A 16,512-nucleotide genomic window follows, 5' to 3' on the forward strand; every position below is an offset into this window, starting at 1 on the left:
TTTGCAACGTTGAGGTTAAATAGCTATCGTGCCTGCCAGCCGCCGTCAACGGTGAGCACAGTGCCGTTTACATAGTTGGATGCGCGAGAAGCCAGAAACACTACCGCGCCTTCCATGTCTTCCGATTCGCCCCATCGCCCAGCAGGGATTCGGTTTAAAATCTCTCCGTTTCTCACTTTGTCTTTTCTTAGCGCTTCGGTGTTGTCTGTTGCCATATATCCCGGTGCAATGGCATTTACGTTGATATCATAGGGAGCCCACTCACAGGCTCCGATGCGAGTTAAACCTAAAACGCCTGTTTTACTCGCAGTATAAGAAGGCACCCGTATTCCACCTTGGAAAGAGAGCATAGATGCAATATTGATGATTTTCCCCGGGCGATTTAGCGCGACCCATTGCTTAACCATGGCTTGACTGAGAAAAAAAAGGGATTTGAGGTTGATGTCCATAACGCTATCCCATTCCTCTTCAGAAAACTGAATGCTGTCGTTTCTTCTGATAATGCCAGCGTTGTTCACTAAGATGTCTGGAATAATATCGATTGTTGCAAGGGTATCTACGATTGCATCAACTGAATTTTTTTCTCCTAAATCTGCCTCGATACCAATAAAATTTTTGCCAAGCTTTTCTATTTTCGCTTGTGTATGCATTGTTGAAGAGCGAGCTACACCAATAATGTTGGCTCCCGCTTTCGCTAAAGCGATACTCATCGCTTGTCCCAAGCCTTTTGAGGCACCCGTAACCAGAGCAGTTTTTCCTTCTAAATTGAATAGTTCCATGATGACCTCTTAGCGTATGTCTTGTGGAGCGACAAAATCCATGTCGTTGAATTCTTGATTTTCCCCTGCCATGGCCCATATGAAGCTGTAAGGGGTTGTGCCTACACCGCTGTGAATTGACCAGCTTGGTGAGATAACGGCTTGCTCATTTGCGATAACGATATGCCGAGTTTCATCGGGTTTGCCCATAAGATGGAAAATCTGAGTATCTTCTGATTCAGAGAAGTAAAAGTACGCCTCCATACGTCGAGCGTGGGTATGGCATGGCATCGTATTCCAGTTGGAAGAGTTAAGGAGTTCCGTTAACCCCATAACTAGCTGAGAACTTCTGCACACATCTGGGTGAATGTATTGATGGATAACTCGCTCATTGGATTTTTTGGACTCCCCCAAGTGAACTTGAACAGCTTCTGAACGCCTTACAAGGATTGTTGGGTGAGAGTGATGGCTCGGTGAGCTGCAGAGATAAAAGCGCGCTGGCTTATCTTTATCGACGCTTTCGAATGAGACGGAATGCGCGCCCTGACCAATGTATAGGGCGTCTTTATGATCTAAAGAAAATATCTCATCGCCAACTCGGATTCGACCTTCTCCACCTAGATTGATGGTGGCAGCTTCACGGCGATTGAAGAAGGTCAACCCCCCTAGCTCCTTACCTTCGGTAAGCTTAAGTGGTGAATTTTCTGGGGAAACCCCAGCAATGATCATCCGATCATCGTGGCAATAGTATTGCTGCACTTTACCTCGTTTAAATATCGATTCAATGAGGTAGCGGTCACGCAGTGTTTGCGTACCGTAGCTGCCGTAATCTTCGGCATGAGTCGAATAATAGCTTTTCATATTTCTTATTCCGTTAAATTTGAAACGAGTGAACCCAACCCATAAATTGCCAATGGGTTCACTCAATATTTTTTGTTAAAACTGATTTCTTATGGGTATAGCAGGTTTGGAAGCCACATAACTAAACCTGGCATAAAAGTGACGATGAGCAGGACGAAAACCAACGGCACCAAAAATGGCATGGTGGCCACGACACATCGCTCGAAACTCAATTTGGATATGCTGGACAAAACATAAAGAACAACACCAACGGGAGGTGTTAACAAGCTTATCATTAGGGTTAGAACCATAATCACACCAAAGTGCACGGGATCAACCCCGAGTTGTGTCACAGTAGGAAGCAATACAGGAACTAAGATTGTCATGGCTGCAATGGTTTCCATGAAACACCCAATAACCAGCAGCAAAAGCAAAATGATGCTTAAAACCACGTATTTGTTGTCGGATATTGTCATTAGCCCATCTGCCATTGCGGTGGCAATATTATGATTGGTGAGTAACCAAGCAAATATGGAAGCAGCAGCAACCACAAATAATACGACGGCCGTTGTTTCTATCGATTTGAGCGAAACTGCCGCTAACCTTTTTAAATTTAAACTCTTGTAGACAACCGCACCCAAAAATAATGCCCACGCTACCGCTGCAATGGCGGCTTCTGTTGGAGTGAGAACGCCTGTCGTAATTCCGCCAACCACAATAATGGGAGTGAGTAAGGACAAGAATGCGCCTTTACTGCTTGATGCGACTCTTTTCATTGAAAACGCACTGTCCACTGGGTAATTCCGACGCTTGGCGTACCATCCAATCATGACCATGAGCGCGACTGCCATCATAAGACCTGGAATTAACCCTGCTGCAAACAGCTTCCCTATAGACGCCGATGCCAAAACACCGTAAATCACCATAGGTAAAGAAGGGGGAATAATAGGACCGATAGTGGAAGAAGCGGCGGTGATTCCAACGGAAAACTCGCTGTCGTATCCTGCCTCGCGCATGGCTTTTATCTCAATCGCACCAAGCCCGCCAGCATCCGCGACCGCTGCACCAGACATACCCGCAAACACGACACTTCCGCCAACGTTTACATGTCCTAGACCGCCGGGTAGCCAACCCACTAGAGATTTCGCAAAGTCGAATATACGATTGGTTATCCCTGCGGAGTTCATTAAATTCCCTGCAAGAATAAAAAATGGCACCGCCAAAAGGGGGAAACTGTCCACACCACTTACCATTCGGTGCAGTACAACCATGCTTGGTAAACTGGCGTCGATCAAAATGAACAACAAAGATGCACCAGCTAACGCAACAGCGACGGGTAAACCAATTAGAATAAATACGGCGGCCGCGATAAATAAAATAGCAATCATGATGGATCCTCCGATGAATTGTCATCGCTATTCTTTAGACGTTTAATTGACCCATAGATCTCGATGATCAGCATTACAGCAAAAGAGGTAGCAACCGCTTGATATATAACACTTCTGGATAAGTCGATAGCCATTAGCTTTTGAAATTGCATGGCGTCCGCTACGGTTAAACATAAATAGACAGCACCGGCAAAAAACAGAGACTGCAATATCGAGTTAATCCAAATAACCTTTTTCTGATGAACCGCTGGTAGCTTGGACACAAAAAACTGTACGCTAATGTGCGCGTGCCTTTTTAACGCTAATGCGGCGCCAAAAAAGGTCAGAACAATCAGAATGTTTCGAGCAATTTCTTCTGTCCAAACGGCGGAATCGTTAAGAAAGTAGCGAGTAAAAAATTGGTAAAAAACAACAAAAGCCAATACCCAAAAAGCCAAAATACAAAACCACTCGAGTATGCCTATGCTACTCCACGTGAAATTTTTGTCTTCGTCTTCTATGAATCCGCTTGCTTCATCTTCTGTCTGTGTGATGTTCTGCTTGTCATGTTGCCCTGCGAGTGCCTCTCTATTTTTCTCCACATCTCGGAAATCTTGAGGGGTGCCCGTATTCTCTGCGTCTAACATTTCACGCTCCTAGAGGTTTACAATTTGGTTCGCTATGTCATGCGTAACGAACCAAATTGAATGGAAATTAAAGTTCTTGGAATCGTTTGTAGACTTCTTCCGACCAAGAAGCGTGTTTACCATTGTGAACCGACATTGCAGCCTTGCGGAATGCGTTACGGTCAATGTCTGTATTTATGTTGACGCCTTGCTCAACAAACCAAGCAACCAAGTCTTTCTCTGACTGGCGAATGTCGTTACTAGCACCAGCCGACGCTTCGACGAATACTTTTTTGAACATGCTTTTATCGCTATCAGACAGTTTGTTCCAAGTAGGTCCGCCAACAACTGTGACTAGGCTATCAATGATATGCCCCGTGAGATTGATGTACTTTTGTACCTCGTAAAATTTCTTGGCTTGGATGGTTGGTAAGGGGTTTTCTTGCCCATCAACAACACCTTGGGAAAGCGCTAAGTAAACCTCTGAGAAGGCGATGGGCGTTGCGTTCGCTTCGACCGAATCCGTAAACATCTGGAAGAGTGGGGCTGGTGGAACACGAAGCTTCATGTCTTTCATATCGGCAGGCTTAGATACAGGCGTGTTCGACGTCACCATACGTTGGCCATAGTAAGTAAGCGATTGAATGTTGTGTCCTGTTACCGATTTATACCCGTTACTTAAATCCGCGAACAATGAACTGTTCGCGTAAGCGTTAAAGTGATCAAAATTTCGAAGCATAAACGGCGCACTCGGTATTGCGAGTGGACCATAGGAACGGCCAACGAATGTTGAACCGGTATAAATAATATCGATCGTACCTAAGCTTAAAGATTCGTTGATTTCATTTTCTTTACCGAGCGACGCTGCAGGGAAAACTTGAACGTCGAATTTTCCATTACTGCGCTTGCCAATTTCTTCCGCTGCCCAAACAGCCCATTTATGGTAAGGGGTAGAAGTTTCATACACATGTGCCCATTTTAGCTTTTCTGCCGAGATTACAGCAGGAGAGAATAAGCTAGAAAGCGCTACTGTAGTCGCTGTTAAGCTCAGGGTTACACGTTTTAGCCATGTCCTTTTGTTCATTTTTTTCTCCTTAAAAAATTAAACGTGTTTCTATTATTCTTCAGGTTTGATTTGTATGCGTTGTCATCCTTTCGATTAAAAAACTAACACATGTATGTCATCATACAAGTTGTTTTTTTAACCAATTTGAGCTTTGTTTAGTATGCAATGATCTTCATCTTTGCGCGTGTAACCTTTTATTAACTTTTTGAAAAGTTGGACTTTTGGGAGATGCGGAAAGCTTAATTTTGGGGGTAAGAGAGAGAATTTGAATTTTCGTTATTGTGCGCAATGTCAATATTTATTATTTTTGAGACAATTTAAAAGGGCAGAATATAGTTGAAATGAACAAGTGTACGCACTTTGGATTTACTAGATGTTGTTTATTTCAATGAAATTGAATTAGGATGATGTAACCAAGCGATGTGAGACCAGCTTAACGCTTGAAGTTACGGAACTATTAAATAGAAATGAATAAAGTTGGTGGAGGCTATTTACTAAAATGTTAGGCAAAAGGAAAACACTGGCATCTCAACTTATTGAGAAAATAAAGAAAGACATCGTTGACGGTATTTTATTGCCAGGAGATAAGTTGCCATCAGAACAAAGCCTTATTAATCAGTACGGTGTAAGCCGAACGGTTGTCCGTGAAGCGATTGCAGGGCTAAGGGCAGACGGAATGGTGGTAACACGTCAAGGCATTGGGGCTTTTGTTACTGAAAACCCCGTGAGCAAATTAGAGCTATTTAATCCAACGACGTTAAAAGACATTCTGCATGTACTCGATTTGAGATTATGCCTCGAAACCAAAACAGCGAAGCTTGCGGCAGAGCATCATACTAAATCGCAATTAGCTAAAATTGCTGAAGCTTTGGGTGCTTTCAAGAACGCTGAATACAACTACGCTGAAGTGGCGATAGCGGACTTTCAGTTTCATATGGCGATTGCAAAGGCATCGGGAAACCCCTATTTCATCAAGTTACTAGAACACTTAGGTCCTCAAATCATTCCTCACTCTCGTATCGATTTATATCAAATGCCTGATGATGAAGCTGACTTTCTTGATCGTGTATATTTAGAACATAAGAAAATGTATGAATATATTGCAGAAAGAGATATTGAAAATGCTGGTAATACAATGGCTTCTCACTTAGAGAAAGGTATTTCAAGATATAAGAAGCTGGATTCTGAGTCCACTAATTAGGTATTAAGCTGTTTTATTTAATTGTTCATTTGTTTTTTAGTACTTTATTAAAATAGATAGGCTATTGTGTTTTACATCACATAAATAGCGTTATTTTACTTAATTGTATTGACAGTTTTAGCCATAAGTTAATAAGAATTGTCATGCGTTGTTCATTCTTTGTCGACAACTTCAATAGATTTGAGGTTGTTATATGTGGTATTCGACAAAGAAAGAACGTTAAAATTTTAGCCTCTTTTTTATGTCGTTTACTTTTCGATTTGTTCTTTGATCTTACTTAATCAGGTGGATCAAATAATTGAGAGGTAACAACGATGCACTCCTCAATTCAATGTAATCTTCGTAGGTTTCGTGGAGCAATGCTCTTTCCTTTGATGATTGCACTACCCCAACAACTCAGTGCTGCCCCGGTATCTAATGACTACGATTTTGTTATCACAGAAGATGGCACATATATCTGGTTTGTTGACGAACGAGCCAGAATTAACGACGGTGTACTTTACACATCCTATGTGAAAATTGATGGTTTTACGGGAATGTCTACGCTCGACTTAGAATCGGGTTCTAGAATCGGTGATGACATAGATCTCAGCAGTTTTCAACAGGCAGATGATCACAACAATGGTGCCATTCTTCCTTTGCAAAATGGAAAAATGATGTCGCTTTACACGCTACATGATGCTAGACGAACTCAGTACTATCGAGTCTCTAACACATCTCTTCCGCTGACATTGGAAGACTGGGGTGAAGAGAGGACGTATCCTATTCCTAAGACGGCTACGTACAATAATGCTTATCAGCTCTCTGCTGAGAATGGGAAAATTTACAATTTCTTTCGGGTTGGCACTCGAGATCCTTATTACGTTACCTTTGATGCCAATGGCGATAACCCCACTGAAGCAAAACACTTTATTCAAAATGGTACTCAATGGTGGGATAGGGCGTATGCAAAATACGCATCAAATGGGGTAGATCGAATTGATTTCTTCTTTACCGATGGTCACCCGACGCCAAAACGAACCAGTCTATATCACCTCTATATTAAAAACGGAAAAACATACAAATCCGATGGGACGCTCATTGGAAATCTAGATGATGCTCCTTTTGTTGTTTCGGATGGAACGGTGGTTTATCAACAAGGTGAAGATGGGACAAATCGCTCTCCTTGGAATCATGAAGTTCGCTATGATTCTTCGGGTAACCCTGTCCTCCTCTATAGCCACCAATATGACAAAAATACCATCGACTATTACATGGCGACATGGAATGCATCGACGAACCAATGGGACAAAATTTGGGTCGCGGACGCAGGCGATGCTCTTATTCCCGAACCGATGACTGCGCCTGATGGAACAAGGTTTGGAGGGTCTCAAATAGATTATGCTGGTGGTATTACCCTTAACCCATACAATCCGAACGAGATATTCATTTCCGCTAATGTTAATCCAGCGACTGGTTTAGATACGGATAAGTTTGAAATTTACAAAGGTGTGTTAAGCGGAACAAGTTTTACTTGGGAAGCCTTAACCTCAAATTCTCCAGATAACAACTATCGTCCGTTTGTGCCGTTTGGAGCGGAAAGCTCGAATGAGCAGGTCGTAATTTGGTTTACTGGCAAGTATGAGTCTTTTGTTAATGGATATAAAGATCTGCAAAGTACGGGTGAACCTCACTATTTCAAAGGCTATGACTCGAAAATCGTTGGGAAATACATCAATAACCCGATTGCCTACATAGCCAGAACGTGCCAAGCGGTAAACATTTCTCCTTCCTCATCAAACACTACCGCTTATGGAGGCAGCCAAGATAAAGGAAATGCGACATTCGCTAATAACGGTATTTCGCTAACGGGGAATAGCTGGAAAGCCATTGATATTGACTATCGTGTCACACCTAACACCACAGTTTCTTTTGAATTCAAATCCGACGTTCAAGGAGAAGAACATGCGATAGGTTTGGATAACAATTTGTCGGTCAGTAATCGTTTACGTGCTCGTCTATACGGTACCCAGAAAGATGCCAATATTGAAGGTGCATTTGATACTTATCATACCAGTGGTGAATTTTCGCGCTTTATCACCCCAATTGGCAAATCGATAGGAAATCAGCCATTTAGTGCTAACTATCTGGTTGTTAATGCTGATGATGATGCAGCAGCATTAGGAGATTCTACTTTCCGAAACATGTCCATATTTGAAGATTACAGCGACGTTTACTTTAGCCGTAATCAGGTTGATGTTTACGATCCTAATCAAGGGGATGGTGGAACATTTCAGGTATCCCCAGATGGGAGCACTTTGTCTATCGCTAACAATGCGTGGCGAGTGGTCGAGTTACCGTATGACATTACACCCAATACGGTAATCACCTTTGATTTCAAGAGCGCCCAGCAAGGCGAATTTCACGGCATAGCTCTGGATAAAGATCGGACTCTTAACAATGGTGAAACGCGCTTCGCCCTTTATGGAACGCAACCAGATTCTAACTCCAATGAATTGTTTAAAACATACGATGCGAGCGGCGAGTTCCAGCATTTCAGCATTCCCGTGGGTCAATTTGCAACGGCAGAGAGTACTAAATACCTTCTCCTGATTGCTGACCACGATAACGGTGAGAAGAATGGCGAGTCCGTATTTCGTAATGTCCGTGTCTTTGATGATGCAAATGGAAACCTGATCGATGATCGCTGCGATCCTGCTCTTTAAGGGTTATGAGCTCTAATTAATTTTTAACTAAGGATAGTTAAGATGAAAAAATCAACAATGCTTAAGCTTTCATTGCTAAGTGCTGTATTCTTAAATTCGACAGCGTTTGGGGCGTACAAATTTACCCCAAACGACATGCTCAATACGTCAAAACTCGTTCATGACTATTGGGTTGATAACGGATTTTACGATAGCCAATACACCCCAAATGCAAACTGGATATATGGGACCTATCATATTGGCGAATTCGAATATTTCAAACTTACAGGTAATGGTAAGGCGTGGGATAACACACTTCGTTGGGCAAGAGAATTTTCATACGAACCCCACGGTTCTTGTGCGACGAAAAATGCGGATCACCAAGTGGCTGGACAAGTCTTTTTTGAGTTGGCTCCATTAGCCAATGAGCCCGATGGTATTCTCGATTGCCTGAAGGAAAGTGTCATGGAGGTTGTCAATTCCACCTATACGCGTCACTGGTCTTGGGCGGACGCACTTTACATGGCTCCTGCTGTTTGGCCTCTTATGGCTGACACACTATCCAGTGAATCAGAAAAAGAGGTTGTGTACCAATCGTTATATACTCAATTCCAGTCAGCACACGATGTGCTTTGGAATGAAGATTACGATCTATGGGCAAGAGATGGTCGATATGTATTCCCTAAAAACCCGAGCCCAGATGGCAACCCAATGTTTTGGTCTCGCGGTAATGGCTGGGTATATGGGGGGATTGCTCGATTGTTAGATCGGTTACCTGAAGATGCGCCACACTACGATGAATATGTGACCAATTTTGTAAAAATGTCTGCAGCCCTTAAAAATGCTCAGTTAGCGGATGGTTTTTGGGGTGCGGACCTTATTGAACCTCACCACATCAATGCTCCGGAATCGAGTGGAACCACATTTTTTGTTTATGGCATGGCAATAGGTATTCGACTCGGCATTTTAGATGCTGAAACGTATATGCCGGTCATCGAAAAAGGGTGGTTAGCCTTAGCGAATACAGCATTGCAGGACTCCGGTCGACTAGGCTGGGCACAAGGAGTAGCACATGAACCCTATATGGCATACGCGAGAGCAGGATCAAGCCAGCCTTACACGGTAGGTTCTTATTTGGCAGCCTCTGGCGAAATCTATCATCTTCTATCAGACAACAATATTGCAGAAAATAAATCGGTGACCTGTTCAAGTGAACCTCAACCAACATCGGCAGCTTGTAGCCAAGCGGTTGATGGAAATTTCGCTGGACACAAACGCTGGTCAGCCAATGAGTTTCCTTCTTGGATTGAAATTGATCTCGGAGAGGTAAGTGAACTTTCAGCATTCAGAGGCAGTTTTTATGCTGATCGCGATTACCAGTATACCGTTGAGGTAAAAGTGGATTCGGGAAGCCAATACGAATTGGTACTCGACCAACTGGACAATACCGATGGTCGTGCAAGCTTAATAGGGTTACCTGATAACACCTTTGGTCGATATGTTCGCGTTACAGTGGAAGATGCCGCAACCTACAATGGAAGTTGGGTTAGCATCAGAGAGTTGGAGGTGTTCGGTAAGCCGTCCACTCTAGAGAGCGTTTCATTAAACAAACCAGTGACTTGCAGCGATGAACCGCAACCTCAATACAGCTGCAACCAAGTTGTAGATGGAAGTGACAGTGCAGGAGACCGTTGGTCGGCGATGACGTTCCCACAAAGTGTGGAAGTGGATCTCGGTTCTTTATACACATTGAATGGTTTCGCTTTGAGTGCTGTTAATAACCGAGAATACAACTTCAATATTGAAGTGAAAGCGACGGAAGCTGCCGATTATCAGTTGATCAGCGATGTGGTGGGTGGTGATGGAACTGGGCAATACCAAGCCCTTACTCCTGTCATTGCTCGATACGCTAAACTGACCGTAACGGGCATAGCCGACAATTCTTCTAATTGGGTGAGCTTAAGAGAGTGGGATCTGTTTGGACGTGAATATTCTCCAGCCATAATCCAGCCCACGTCGTTTACGTGTAACAGTGAGCCGCAATCTCAATACGGCTGCGAAAACTTGTTTGACGGTAGCTCGTCGTCTGGAGACAGGTGGTCGACAGATGGTTATGGTGTCGTAGAAGCTGAACTGGGTAATGAAAAATCCATTCGCTCTTATAGCTTAAGTACCTTTCAAGACCGAAAATATGGTTATAAATTGGAAGCGTTAAACTCAAATGGTGAGTATGTCACTATAGATGAACGAGGCAGCAATGCATCTGAACCAGGCGTTCAACATATTCTGCCTGTGTCTGTAAACACCTCCAAAGTACGTCTAACGGTTACAGAGTTCCCACCAGGGATTATTCCATGGACAAGCTTGACAGAGCTTTCGCTATACGAGTAAAACTCAGCGCCCTGTGATAGCAGGGCGTTTATCTTTTCGGGAGTGAATGTTAAAGCATTAAAGAGTTAAAGAGTTAAAGAGTTAAAGAGTTAAAGAGTTAAAGAGTTAAAGAGTTTACTTGCTCTCGTATCTGCGCTGAAAACCCTGTTGCGTGTATAGATATAGGTCTAATTCTTGCGATATGCCGCAGAAATTCGCCAGCTTCTTGATGGTTTTGTAATCTTGGACACACCAGATCAATAGCTTATGTGTTAAATTTTATCTCCACTTGGTTGTGAGCTTTTAAAACAAGCCAAACCAGATCTGAACAAGTAGTTTGCGTTGAAATAGGATGTTTTGATGTTTAAAAAAGTGGATGTTCCGAGTATGACTTCAGCAGGGTTGAAAGTAGGTGACTCTGTGATTTCGTTAGACAGAATTGAAGAACTGTATGTGAAGGATTACACCACAATAGACAAGGTGAAAAGAGCTGCACTGATAGCATTCGTGTTTGGTTTTGTTGCCTTGCTTGTCCACCCATTGTACGCCGGATTGCCTGTCTTTTTATTGGTGTATTGGTTCGCGTATGCTAAATCACCCATCTATGAATTGCGCGCGGTTGTTAAATCGGGCAACCCCGAAACCGAAGATTTGGATACCGGATTACATAAAACTGTATCCAGAGAAGATTACATATTGGTGATCGAAAAATTCCACGCCATTAAAGCGTACAATGAAATGACAGCGCATTGAGGGTATAGACGTGTCTATTAACTATTTTTCACGTCTATCTTTATTTATTGTACTGAAAATAAGTATGTACTGCCCCGAAAGAAGGTTTTCGCTCACTAATCATTGCTTATAACTTGACGAGTACATTTTCAATTGGGGCAACAGTGAAAATGTCGACACTTTTCAGGCTCCATTCCTTCCTCAACATACTCACATGAGATCTTGCTAGGATACCGCTCTAACAAAAGAACTCTGGCATTAAGGCAAACAAACGGTAAAAGCCTTATTTAAATCCAAGTTTCTTCAACAATAGAGCAGCAGGACAGAAGTGAGTAAATGCACTTTGGATCAAATTAATCCCAACAAATATGGTTAACCCTACGAAGTATGGGTGAGCAAACTGAGTTAAAACAAGCGAGATTAACACCATACTTCCAGCCAGTATTCGAACACCATTTTCTACAGTCATAGCCATATCTCCATCAAGAATGTATATGAATCATACGCCCTTATGTAAGTATTGTCTAATATATGTTGCGCTAAAGTAGCTTTTACTAACTTTGTGTTGAAGTTCGTATATACGACTAACCCATAAAAGTGACGCGCTTTATCAAGCCATCTTCAACTTCATATGCAGCAATAATCTTCAAGCTATTTTCAATTTCTTCAGACGCCAAGCTCGACGATTCTGCCAATTCATGATCAACCAAAAAACGGTCGTGAACAATGCGCTTTAGCGATGTCGCGTTTAAATACGTTAAGCTCGCAAACTTCTTTCCATAACGCTCAATCAACGTATCTCTCCCTGTGTATTGAAGCCCTTTAGAGAAAGAGTGAATCTCTACATTTTCGTGATAAGTGGCTGCGAATGCATCAATGTCGCGCGCATTGTAGGCGTCGAGTTGTTTGTCTACGATGGCTATCGTCAACTGTTCCGTTTCTGTGTTCATGTGTTGTCCTTAGTTCAACTGTTTAAACAGAGTATTTATAACGATTTCTCTAGCTCTAAATCGTTAAGCAGTAGACCGTTTATTCGGTTCTTTCCCTGCTTTCCTGTTTGTACGAATTGATGTTTTTGGTAAAAGTTAAGTGCTTGTACATTGCTATCTAACACCCATAAAGTCGCCTTGCTTACATGTAACTGAATAAGCCGGGCTTCACATTCAGCAAGCAATCTAGAGCCTATTCCTTTGGATATATGGTGCGGGAATAAATAGAGAGACGTTATGTCTGCAGTGGCTTTAAGTTCAGGTTTATTCCAACTGATAAAACCGGCAAGGTCACCATCGTACTCTGCCATTAATAGATCAGCCAGCTTATCCGCTATCACATTTGTCCAAAGTTTGGTTCGACGTTCTAACGTTTGCGAGAGTATGTACTCTTCGGGTATTAGCCCACGATAAGTTGCTTGCCACGAGGTGACGTGTATTTCAGCGATGCTTGGAACATCTTCTAGGTTGGCTTCCCGTATGCTTATCTCCACTTACCGCTATCTCCTTGAAATATTATGAATCCTTATCAAAGTGATAGTACTGAAAACGGGGGCAGCATGCTGACCTATTTTGTTTCTAAGTGACTTATATGAAGGCTACGCCTCGTGGGCGTAAGTTTTTATGTAACAACGTTATAATGGGTGGGGTAAATGAGTTGAGTATTGAGTCGGTTGGGGATTGAAGCAAATGAACCGAGTGGGCGCCTTAGCTTTGAACGCATAGGCTCTAACCACTTAAGCATCGCGAACACTCGGTATTTTTAGGTCAACAACCCCTAGTGCCCTCTATCCAGAGGTTAAATCCGTTACCTTAGGTGCGGCATTCGGTGCTTGTTTCTTTCTGAGTAACTTCATCGCAGGTTTTTCGATGTATACGTAGCTTAGTGATGCGACTGGAAGAAGAATCGATAACAATGCTACGAAGGAGAGGGCAAGATAGCTAATATCGCTTTGCCCATACCACCATGTCAAACTATTAGGGTTCACTAGGTTTATAACTTCGATCCCCACAATGAGAATGACAGAGTGCCAAAGGTAAACAGAGTAAGAGATGTCTCCCAGCCAGCGAGTCAGTTTATTGTCTAAAATGGATAATGCGAATGAACGCTCCGGCATATGATTGGCACTGAATAGGATCAACAGCGCGAACAAAACATAACAGAGCAGCGTCGTAGTGGCAGTTAATTGAGAATGCATCACTGCGCCTATCGCGACAATTAGCCCTATTATCACTAAGCTGTTATTTGCGAACTTTTGCCAAACAGTAGACAGTTTTATTTGGCACAGCCAAACGCCCAGAGAAAATCCAGCTAAGCCCCTCAGAATCGCACCATAGCTGGAGGTTACGTCTAACGTTCCAAATTTATTAACAAGGCTAAAGACAATCAGTGCCGTGAGGACAGGTACCCAAACGGTTTGTTTTGCTGAGGAGGCAAGGACAATAGCCATCCAAGGGAAGAACATGTAGCTCAACCACTCTACGCTCAGAGACCATCCTGGAAAATTCCAGACGAGACCATTAGACGTGATACCTTGAAGAAGGAGTAACGTTGAAGCAATGGAGCCACTGGAATTGAATGGACCTTGGAACGCTGGTAAGCCGTTGACTCCCCAGCTTTCGAGTATCGGACCGCCATAAAAGCCAATGTGATTGAAATATTTGTAAGTTTCCCAAGCGAGCAAAACCACAAAGGTAGTGATAAACAATGGATAAATTCGGGAAAAGCGTAGCCACATAAACCGCCCCCATTCCTCGTAAGGCGCATTAGTTCTGAAAGTATCTCGATACACGTGCATCATTACGAACCCACTCAAGATAAAGAATATATCCACCCAGATGTAGCCATTTTTAATAAAATGGGTGGCATCATTGATGGGTTCTAACCATTGTGGGAAGAGTACGAGTCGAGCGTGGAAATAGCTGACAAGTATGGCTGCGAAGCCTCGAATGGGTGTTAAAATGGGCAACTGACGTTTCATAGATTATTTCCGTTTTGTAATAAGCGACAGGTCCTAGACTCTATGGTCTAGTTCAACTTCTTTAGACATTAAACTGCGAATGGGTTTGAAATCGTTGTTTGCATAAAAGTTTTGCCCAAGCTCATTGGCGCACCAGCAGTCTAGGAAAATTTCATTGAATCCATACTTTGCACAGTAACCTTCTATTTCGCGCAACATGGATGTCCCTAAGTTCATCCCCCTGTGCTCCTTGTCTACAACCAGTTGGTTGATGTAACAACTCGATCCATTCAAGGCAAAAGGAGGATAAGGTGATGTATAAAATTTGAGCATGGCGACGCCAATGACATGTTCTTTGCCGCTCTCTTCTTTACACAGTAGAAGTATTTCGGTGTCGCTTTCTTCTGAAAAGGTAATGAAATCCTCTTCCGTTACGCTTTGATAGGTGTCGGGCGAATAGGTTGGCTCCACTTCTTTGTGAAAGTTATGTTGCTGAAGAAGCAATGCGTTGACGGCGAGTACGTCATTTAATAAAGGAGTTCTAATGTATGTCTTCATTTCATTGACCTAATATTCTTTAAAGCTTTCTTTTACAGACTCGAGAATGGGTTCAAAGAAAAAACTGACCAATTTTCTTTGCCCGACTTTAATTTCAGCGGAAACAGTCATACCCGATATTAGAGGGTAGTGCTTTCCATTGTGAATTAATGAGTCCGTATCTAATTCAATTAATACCGGATAGCTGTATATGTCTTTGTTATTGAGATTTAAATAGGTACTCGCTGCTATATTCTTTACTTTTCCAGTAATAGTTCCATAGCGAATATAGTTATATCCGTCAATTTTTATGGTGACTGGCATACCATTTTCAATATGCCCTCTGTCTTTATTTTGTACATATGCGATCAGCTCCACCTTGCTGTCCTTCGGAGTAAGATAAAGCAAAGTGTCTGTGCTCAAAATGACGTCGCTCTTTTGTGGTAATGTACCTGGGACAACGGTGCCAGAAAAGGGGGCTCGGATCTGAGACAGTGCTTTGTGCTTATTGGCCTCTTTAATCACTAAGTCTATTCTTTGCAGTTCTTGGAATTGTTCAATTCGTCTTTCAGACAGTGCCAATGAAAACTTATCCACATATCTTTGCTTGGCACTTAACTCAGACTTTCTTTTTTCCTGTAGAAATATCAGCTGAGCTTTTTCTTCCAACAAGCTTTTTTCAACATTGAGAAGCCTATCTTTACTCTTCAAATAATCTACTCTACTTATAGAGTGTTTATCTATTAATTTGAGATTCATGCTTTCAATTTCCTTTGCTGAGTTAAGCAAGGATTCATAATTAATGAGCGATTGCTCAGACTTGTTTATTTCAGCACCAGTCATATTTATTTGGCGTTGTAAGTAATCGATCTCAATATGGAAGTTGGCGACTTTATTGCGAACCTTTTGTTTCGCAAGATCAAGAAGTGGATGATTAGCAAGCTCTTCGTTAACAGGAGGTTGCGAAGGTTTCAATTCGATAGCTTGCCACTTTGTTGCCTCTATTTGCCAGATTTCTAATAAGGTATCTGCTCGCATTTGATGTGCTTTTTGCAATTGAATTGTATCGAGTTCATTATCCAAGACTATCAGGACGTCTCCCTCTTCAACCAACTCTCCCTCTTTGACTCGGACGTCGGTAATCAGACCGTCTCTGTTTGCCCGAACAGATTGAGGTTTGTCTTGCAACACAACGTTGCCTGTCGCGAGTGCAACTTTGTCTACGCGAGTGACCGAGCTCCATACCAAGGCTAACACGATGAAGAAACAAAGTAGTCCGCCAACGGCTCGTCCTAGTGGAGAGGGCGGGTTTCTAGAAACACTCACAAAATCGGGATGCAATGCCTCAACTTGGCTATTTTTTTTGAAAAGCTTCATAATT

The 16,512-nt window shown here is 42.6% G+C and carries 15 protein-coding genes; 4 read left to right on the top strand and 11 right to left on the bottom strand.

Annotated elements, in window-relative coordinates; translation table 11 throughout:
• Positions 1–23 precede the first annotated feature (23 nt).
• The 5 genes from kduD to LDO37_RS20710 all read right to left on the bottom strand — a co-directional run bounded on the left by kduD (position 24) and on the right by LDO37_RS20710 (position 4,675).
• Entirely contained in the window at positions 24–779 is a 756-nt protein-coding gene (gene kduD / locus LDO37_RS20690) for a 2-dehydro-3-deoxy-D-gluconate 5-dehydrogenase KduD (RefSeq protein ID WP_126607631.1), read from the bottom strand.
• Between the two features lie 9 nt (positions 780–788).
• Positions 789–1,619 (bottom strand): 5-dehydro-4-deoxy-D-glucuronate isomerase, encoded by an 831-nt coding sequence (gene kduI, locus LDO37_RS20695; protein ID WP_126607632.1) that lies wholly within the window; start codon positions 1,617–1,619, stop codon positions 789–791.
• 89 nt (positions 1,620–1,708) lie between these two features.
• On the bottom strand, positions 1,709–2,986 hold the full coding sequence (locus LDO37_RS20700; protein ID WP_126607633.1) for a TRAP transporter large permease: 1,278 nt from the start codon (positions 2,984–2,986) through the stop codon (positions 1,709–1,711).
• A complete protein-coding gene (locus LDO37_RS20705; RefSeq protein WP_126607634.1) occupies positions 2,983–3,612 on the bottom strand; it encodes a TRAP transporter small permease in 630 nt (209 codons plus the stop codon). Before LDO37_RS20705 ends, LDO37_RS20700 begins: the two co-directional genes overlap by 4 nt.
• A 67-nt stretch (positions 3,613–3,679) precedes the next feature.
• Positions 3,680–4,675 (bottom strand): sialic acid TRAP transporter substrate-binding protein SiaP, encoded by a 996-nt coding sequence (locus LDO37_RS20710; protein ID WP_126607635.1) that lies wholly within the window; start codon positions 4,673–4,675, stop codon positions 3,680–3,682.
• A 481-nt stretch (positions 4,676–5,156) separates the two neighbouring features.
• Between LDO37_RS20710 and LDO37_RS20715 the strand changes: the two genes are divergently transcribed.
• From LDO37_RS20715 to LDO37_RS20730, 4 genes are all read left to right on the top strand, one after another.
• On the top strand, positions 5,157–5,858 hold the full coding sequence (locus LDO37_RS20715) for a FadR/GntR family transcriptional regulator (protein WP_126607636.1): 702 nt from the start codon (positions 5,157–5,159) through the stop codon (positions 5,856–5,858).
• Positions 5,859–6,217: 359 nt separating this feature from the next.
• Positions 6,218–8,563, top strand: a complete 2,346-nt coding sequence (locus LDO37_RS20720) for a BNR-4 repeat-containing protein (RefSeq protein ID WP_185829716.1) — start codon at positions 6,218–6,220, stop codon at positions 8,561–8,563.
• Positions 8,564–8,605: 42 nt separating this feature from the next.
• Positions 8,606–10,933, top strand: a complete 2,328-nt coding sequence (locus LDO37_RS20725) for a glycoside hydrolase family 88 protein (protein ID WP_126606467.1) — start codon at positions 8,606–8,608, stop codon at positions 10,931–10,933.
• Between the two features lie 339 nt (positions 10,934–11,272).
• Positions 11,273–11,665, top strand: coding sequence for a hypothetical protein (locus LDO37_RS20730; RefSeq protein WP_101110097.1), 393 nt, complete (start codon positions 11,273–11,275; stop codon positions 11,663–11,665).
• A 262-nt stretch (positions 11,666–11,927) separates the two neighbouring features.
• Here the strand turns inward: LDO37_RS20730 and LDO37_RS20735 are convergent, their stop codons facing one another.
• From LDO37_RS20735 to LDO37_RS20760, 6 genes are all read right to left on the bottom strand, one after another.
• The gene (locus tag LDO37_RS20735; RefSeq protein WP_126606468.1) at positions 11,928–12,113 is read right to left on the bottom strand and encodes a YgaP family membrane protein; all 186 of its coding nucleotides are present in this window, start codon (positions 12,111–12,113) and stop codon (positions 11,928–11,930) included.
• Between the two features lie 115 nt (positions 12,114–12,228).
• Positions 12,229–12,594, bottom strand: a complete 366-nt coding sequence (locus LDO37_RS20740; RefSeq protein WP_126606469.1) for a nuclear transport factor 2 family protein — start codon at positions 12,592–12,594, stop codon at positions 12,229–12,231.
• A 35-nt stretch (positions 12,595–12,629) separates the two neighbouring features.
• Positions 12,630–13,127: a GNAT family N-acetyltransferase gene (locus LDO37_RS20745; RefSeq protein ID WP_126606470.1), complete on the bottom strand. Its 498-nt coding sequence runs from the start codon at positions 13,125–13,127 to the stop codon at positions 12,630–12,632.
• A 294-nt stretch (positions 13,128–13,421) separates the two neighbouring features.
• Positions 13,422–14,615 (bottom strand): acyltransferase family protein, encoded by a 1,194-nt coding sequence (locus LDO37_RS20750; RefSeq protein ID WP_126606471.1) that lies wholly within the window; start codon positions 14,613–14,615, stop codon positions 13,422–13,424.
• Between the two features lie 33 nt (positions 14,616–14,648).
• The gene (locus LDO37_RS20755) at positions 14,649–15,152 is read right to left on the bottom strand and encodes a GNAT family N-acetyltransferase (RefSeq protein ID WP_126606472.1); all 504 of its coding nucleotides are present in this window, start codon (positions 15,150–15,152) and stop codon (positions 14,649–14,651) included.
• 9 nt (positions 15,153–15,161) lie between these two features.
• Entirely contained in the window at positions 15,162–16,508 is a 1,347-nt protein-coding gene (locus LDO37_RS20760) for an HlyD family type I secretion periplasmic adaptor subunit (RefSeq protein ID WP_185829717.1), read from the bottom strand.
• Between the last annotated feature and the right edge of the window lie 4 nt (positions 16,509–16,512).

The organism is Vibrio penaeicida, assembly GCF_019977755.1.
In the GTDB taxonomy this organism is placed as follows: Bacteria; Pseudomonadota; Gammaproteobacteria; order Enterobacterales; family Vibrionaceae; genus Vibrio; species Vibrio penaeicida.

Excerpts from the sequence above, each read along its gene's own strand:
- LDO37_RS20720 (WP_185829716.1), top strand. The coding sequence starts at position 6,218 with ATGCTCTTTCCTTTGATGATTGCACTACCCCAACAACTCAGTGCTGCC.
- LDO37_RS20700 (WP_126607633.1), bottom strand. The coding sequence starts at position 2,986 with ATGATTGCTATTTTATTTATCGCGGCCGCCGTATTTATTCTAATTGGT.
- LDO37_RS20735 (WP_126606468.1), bottom strand. The coding sequence starts at position 12,113 with ATGACTGTAGAAAATGGTGTTCGAATACTGGCTGGAAGTATGGTGTTA.
- LDO37_RS20710 (WP_126607635.1), bottom strand. The coding sequence starts at position 4,675 with ATGAACAAAAGGACATGGCTAAAACGTGTAACCCTGAGCTTAACAGCG.
- LDO37_RS20705 (WP_126607634.1), bottom strand. The coding sequence starts at position 3,612 with ATGTTAGACGCAGAGAATACGGGCACCCCTCAAGATTTCCGAGATGTG.
- LDO37_RS20725 (WP_126606467.1), top strand. The coding sequence starts at position 8,606 with ATGAAAAAATCAACAATGCTTAAGCTTTCATTGCTAAGTGCTGTATTC.
- LDO37_RS20755 (WP_126606472.1), bottom strand. The coding sequence starts at position 15,152 with ATGAAGACATACATTAGAACTCCTTTATTAAATGACGTACTCGCCGTC.
- LDO37_RS20715 (WP_126607636.1), top strand. The coding sequence starts at position 5,157 with ATGTTAGGCAAAAGGAAAACACTGGCATCTCAACTTATTGAGAAAATA.
- LDO37_RS20760 (WP_185829717.1), bottom strand. The coding sequence starts at position 16,508 with ATGAAGCTTTTCAAAAAAAATAGCCAAGTTGAGGCATTGCATCCCGAT.
- kduI (WP_126607632.1), bottom strand. The coding sequence starts at position 1,619 with ATGAAAAGCTATTATTCGACTCATGCCGAAGATTACGGCAGCTACGGT.
- LDO37_RS20750 (WP_126606471.1), bottom strand. The coding sequence starts at position 14,615 with ATGAAACGTCAGTTGCCCATTTTAACACCCATTCGAGGCTTCGCAGCC.
- kduD (WP_126607631.1), bottom strand. The coding sequence starts at position 779 with ATGGAACTATTCAATTTAGAAGGAAAAACTGCTCTGGTTACGGGTGCC.
- LDO37_RS20740 (WP_126606469.1), bottom strand. The coding sequence starts at position 12,594 with ATGAACACAGAAACGGAACAGTTGACGATAGCCATCGTAGACAAACAA.
- LDO37_RS20730 (WP_101110097.1), top strand. The coding sequence starts at position 11,273 with ATGTTTAAAAAAGTGGATGTTCCGAGTATGACTTCAGCAGGGTTGAAA.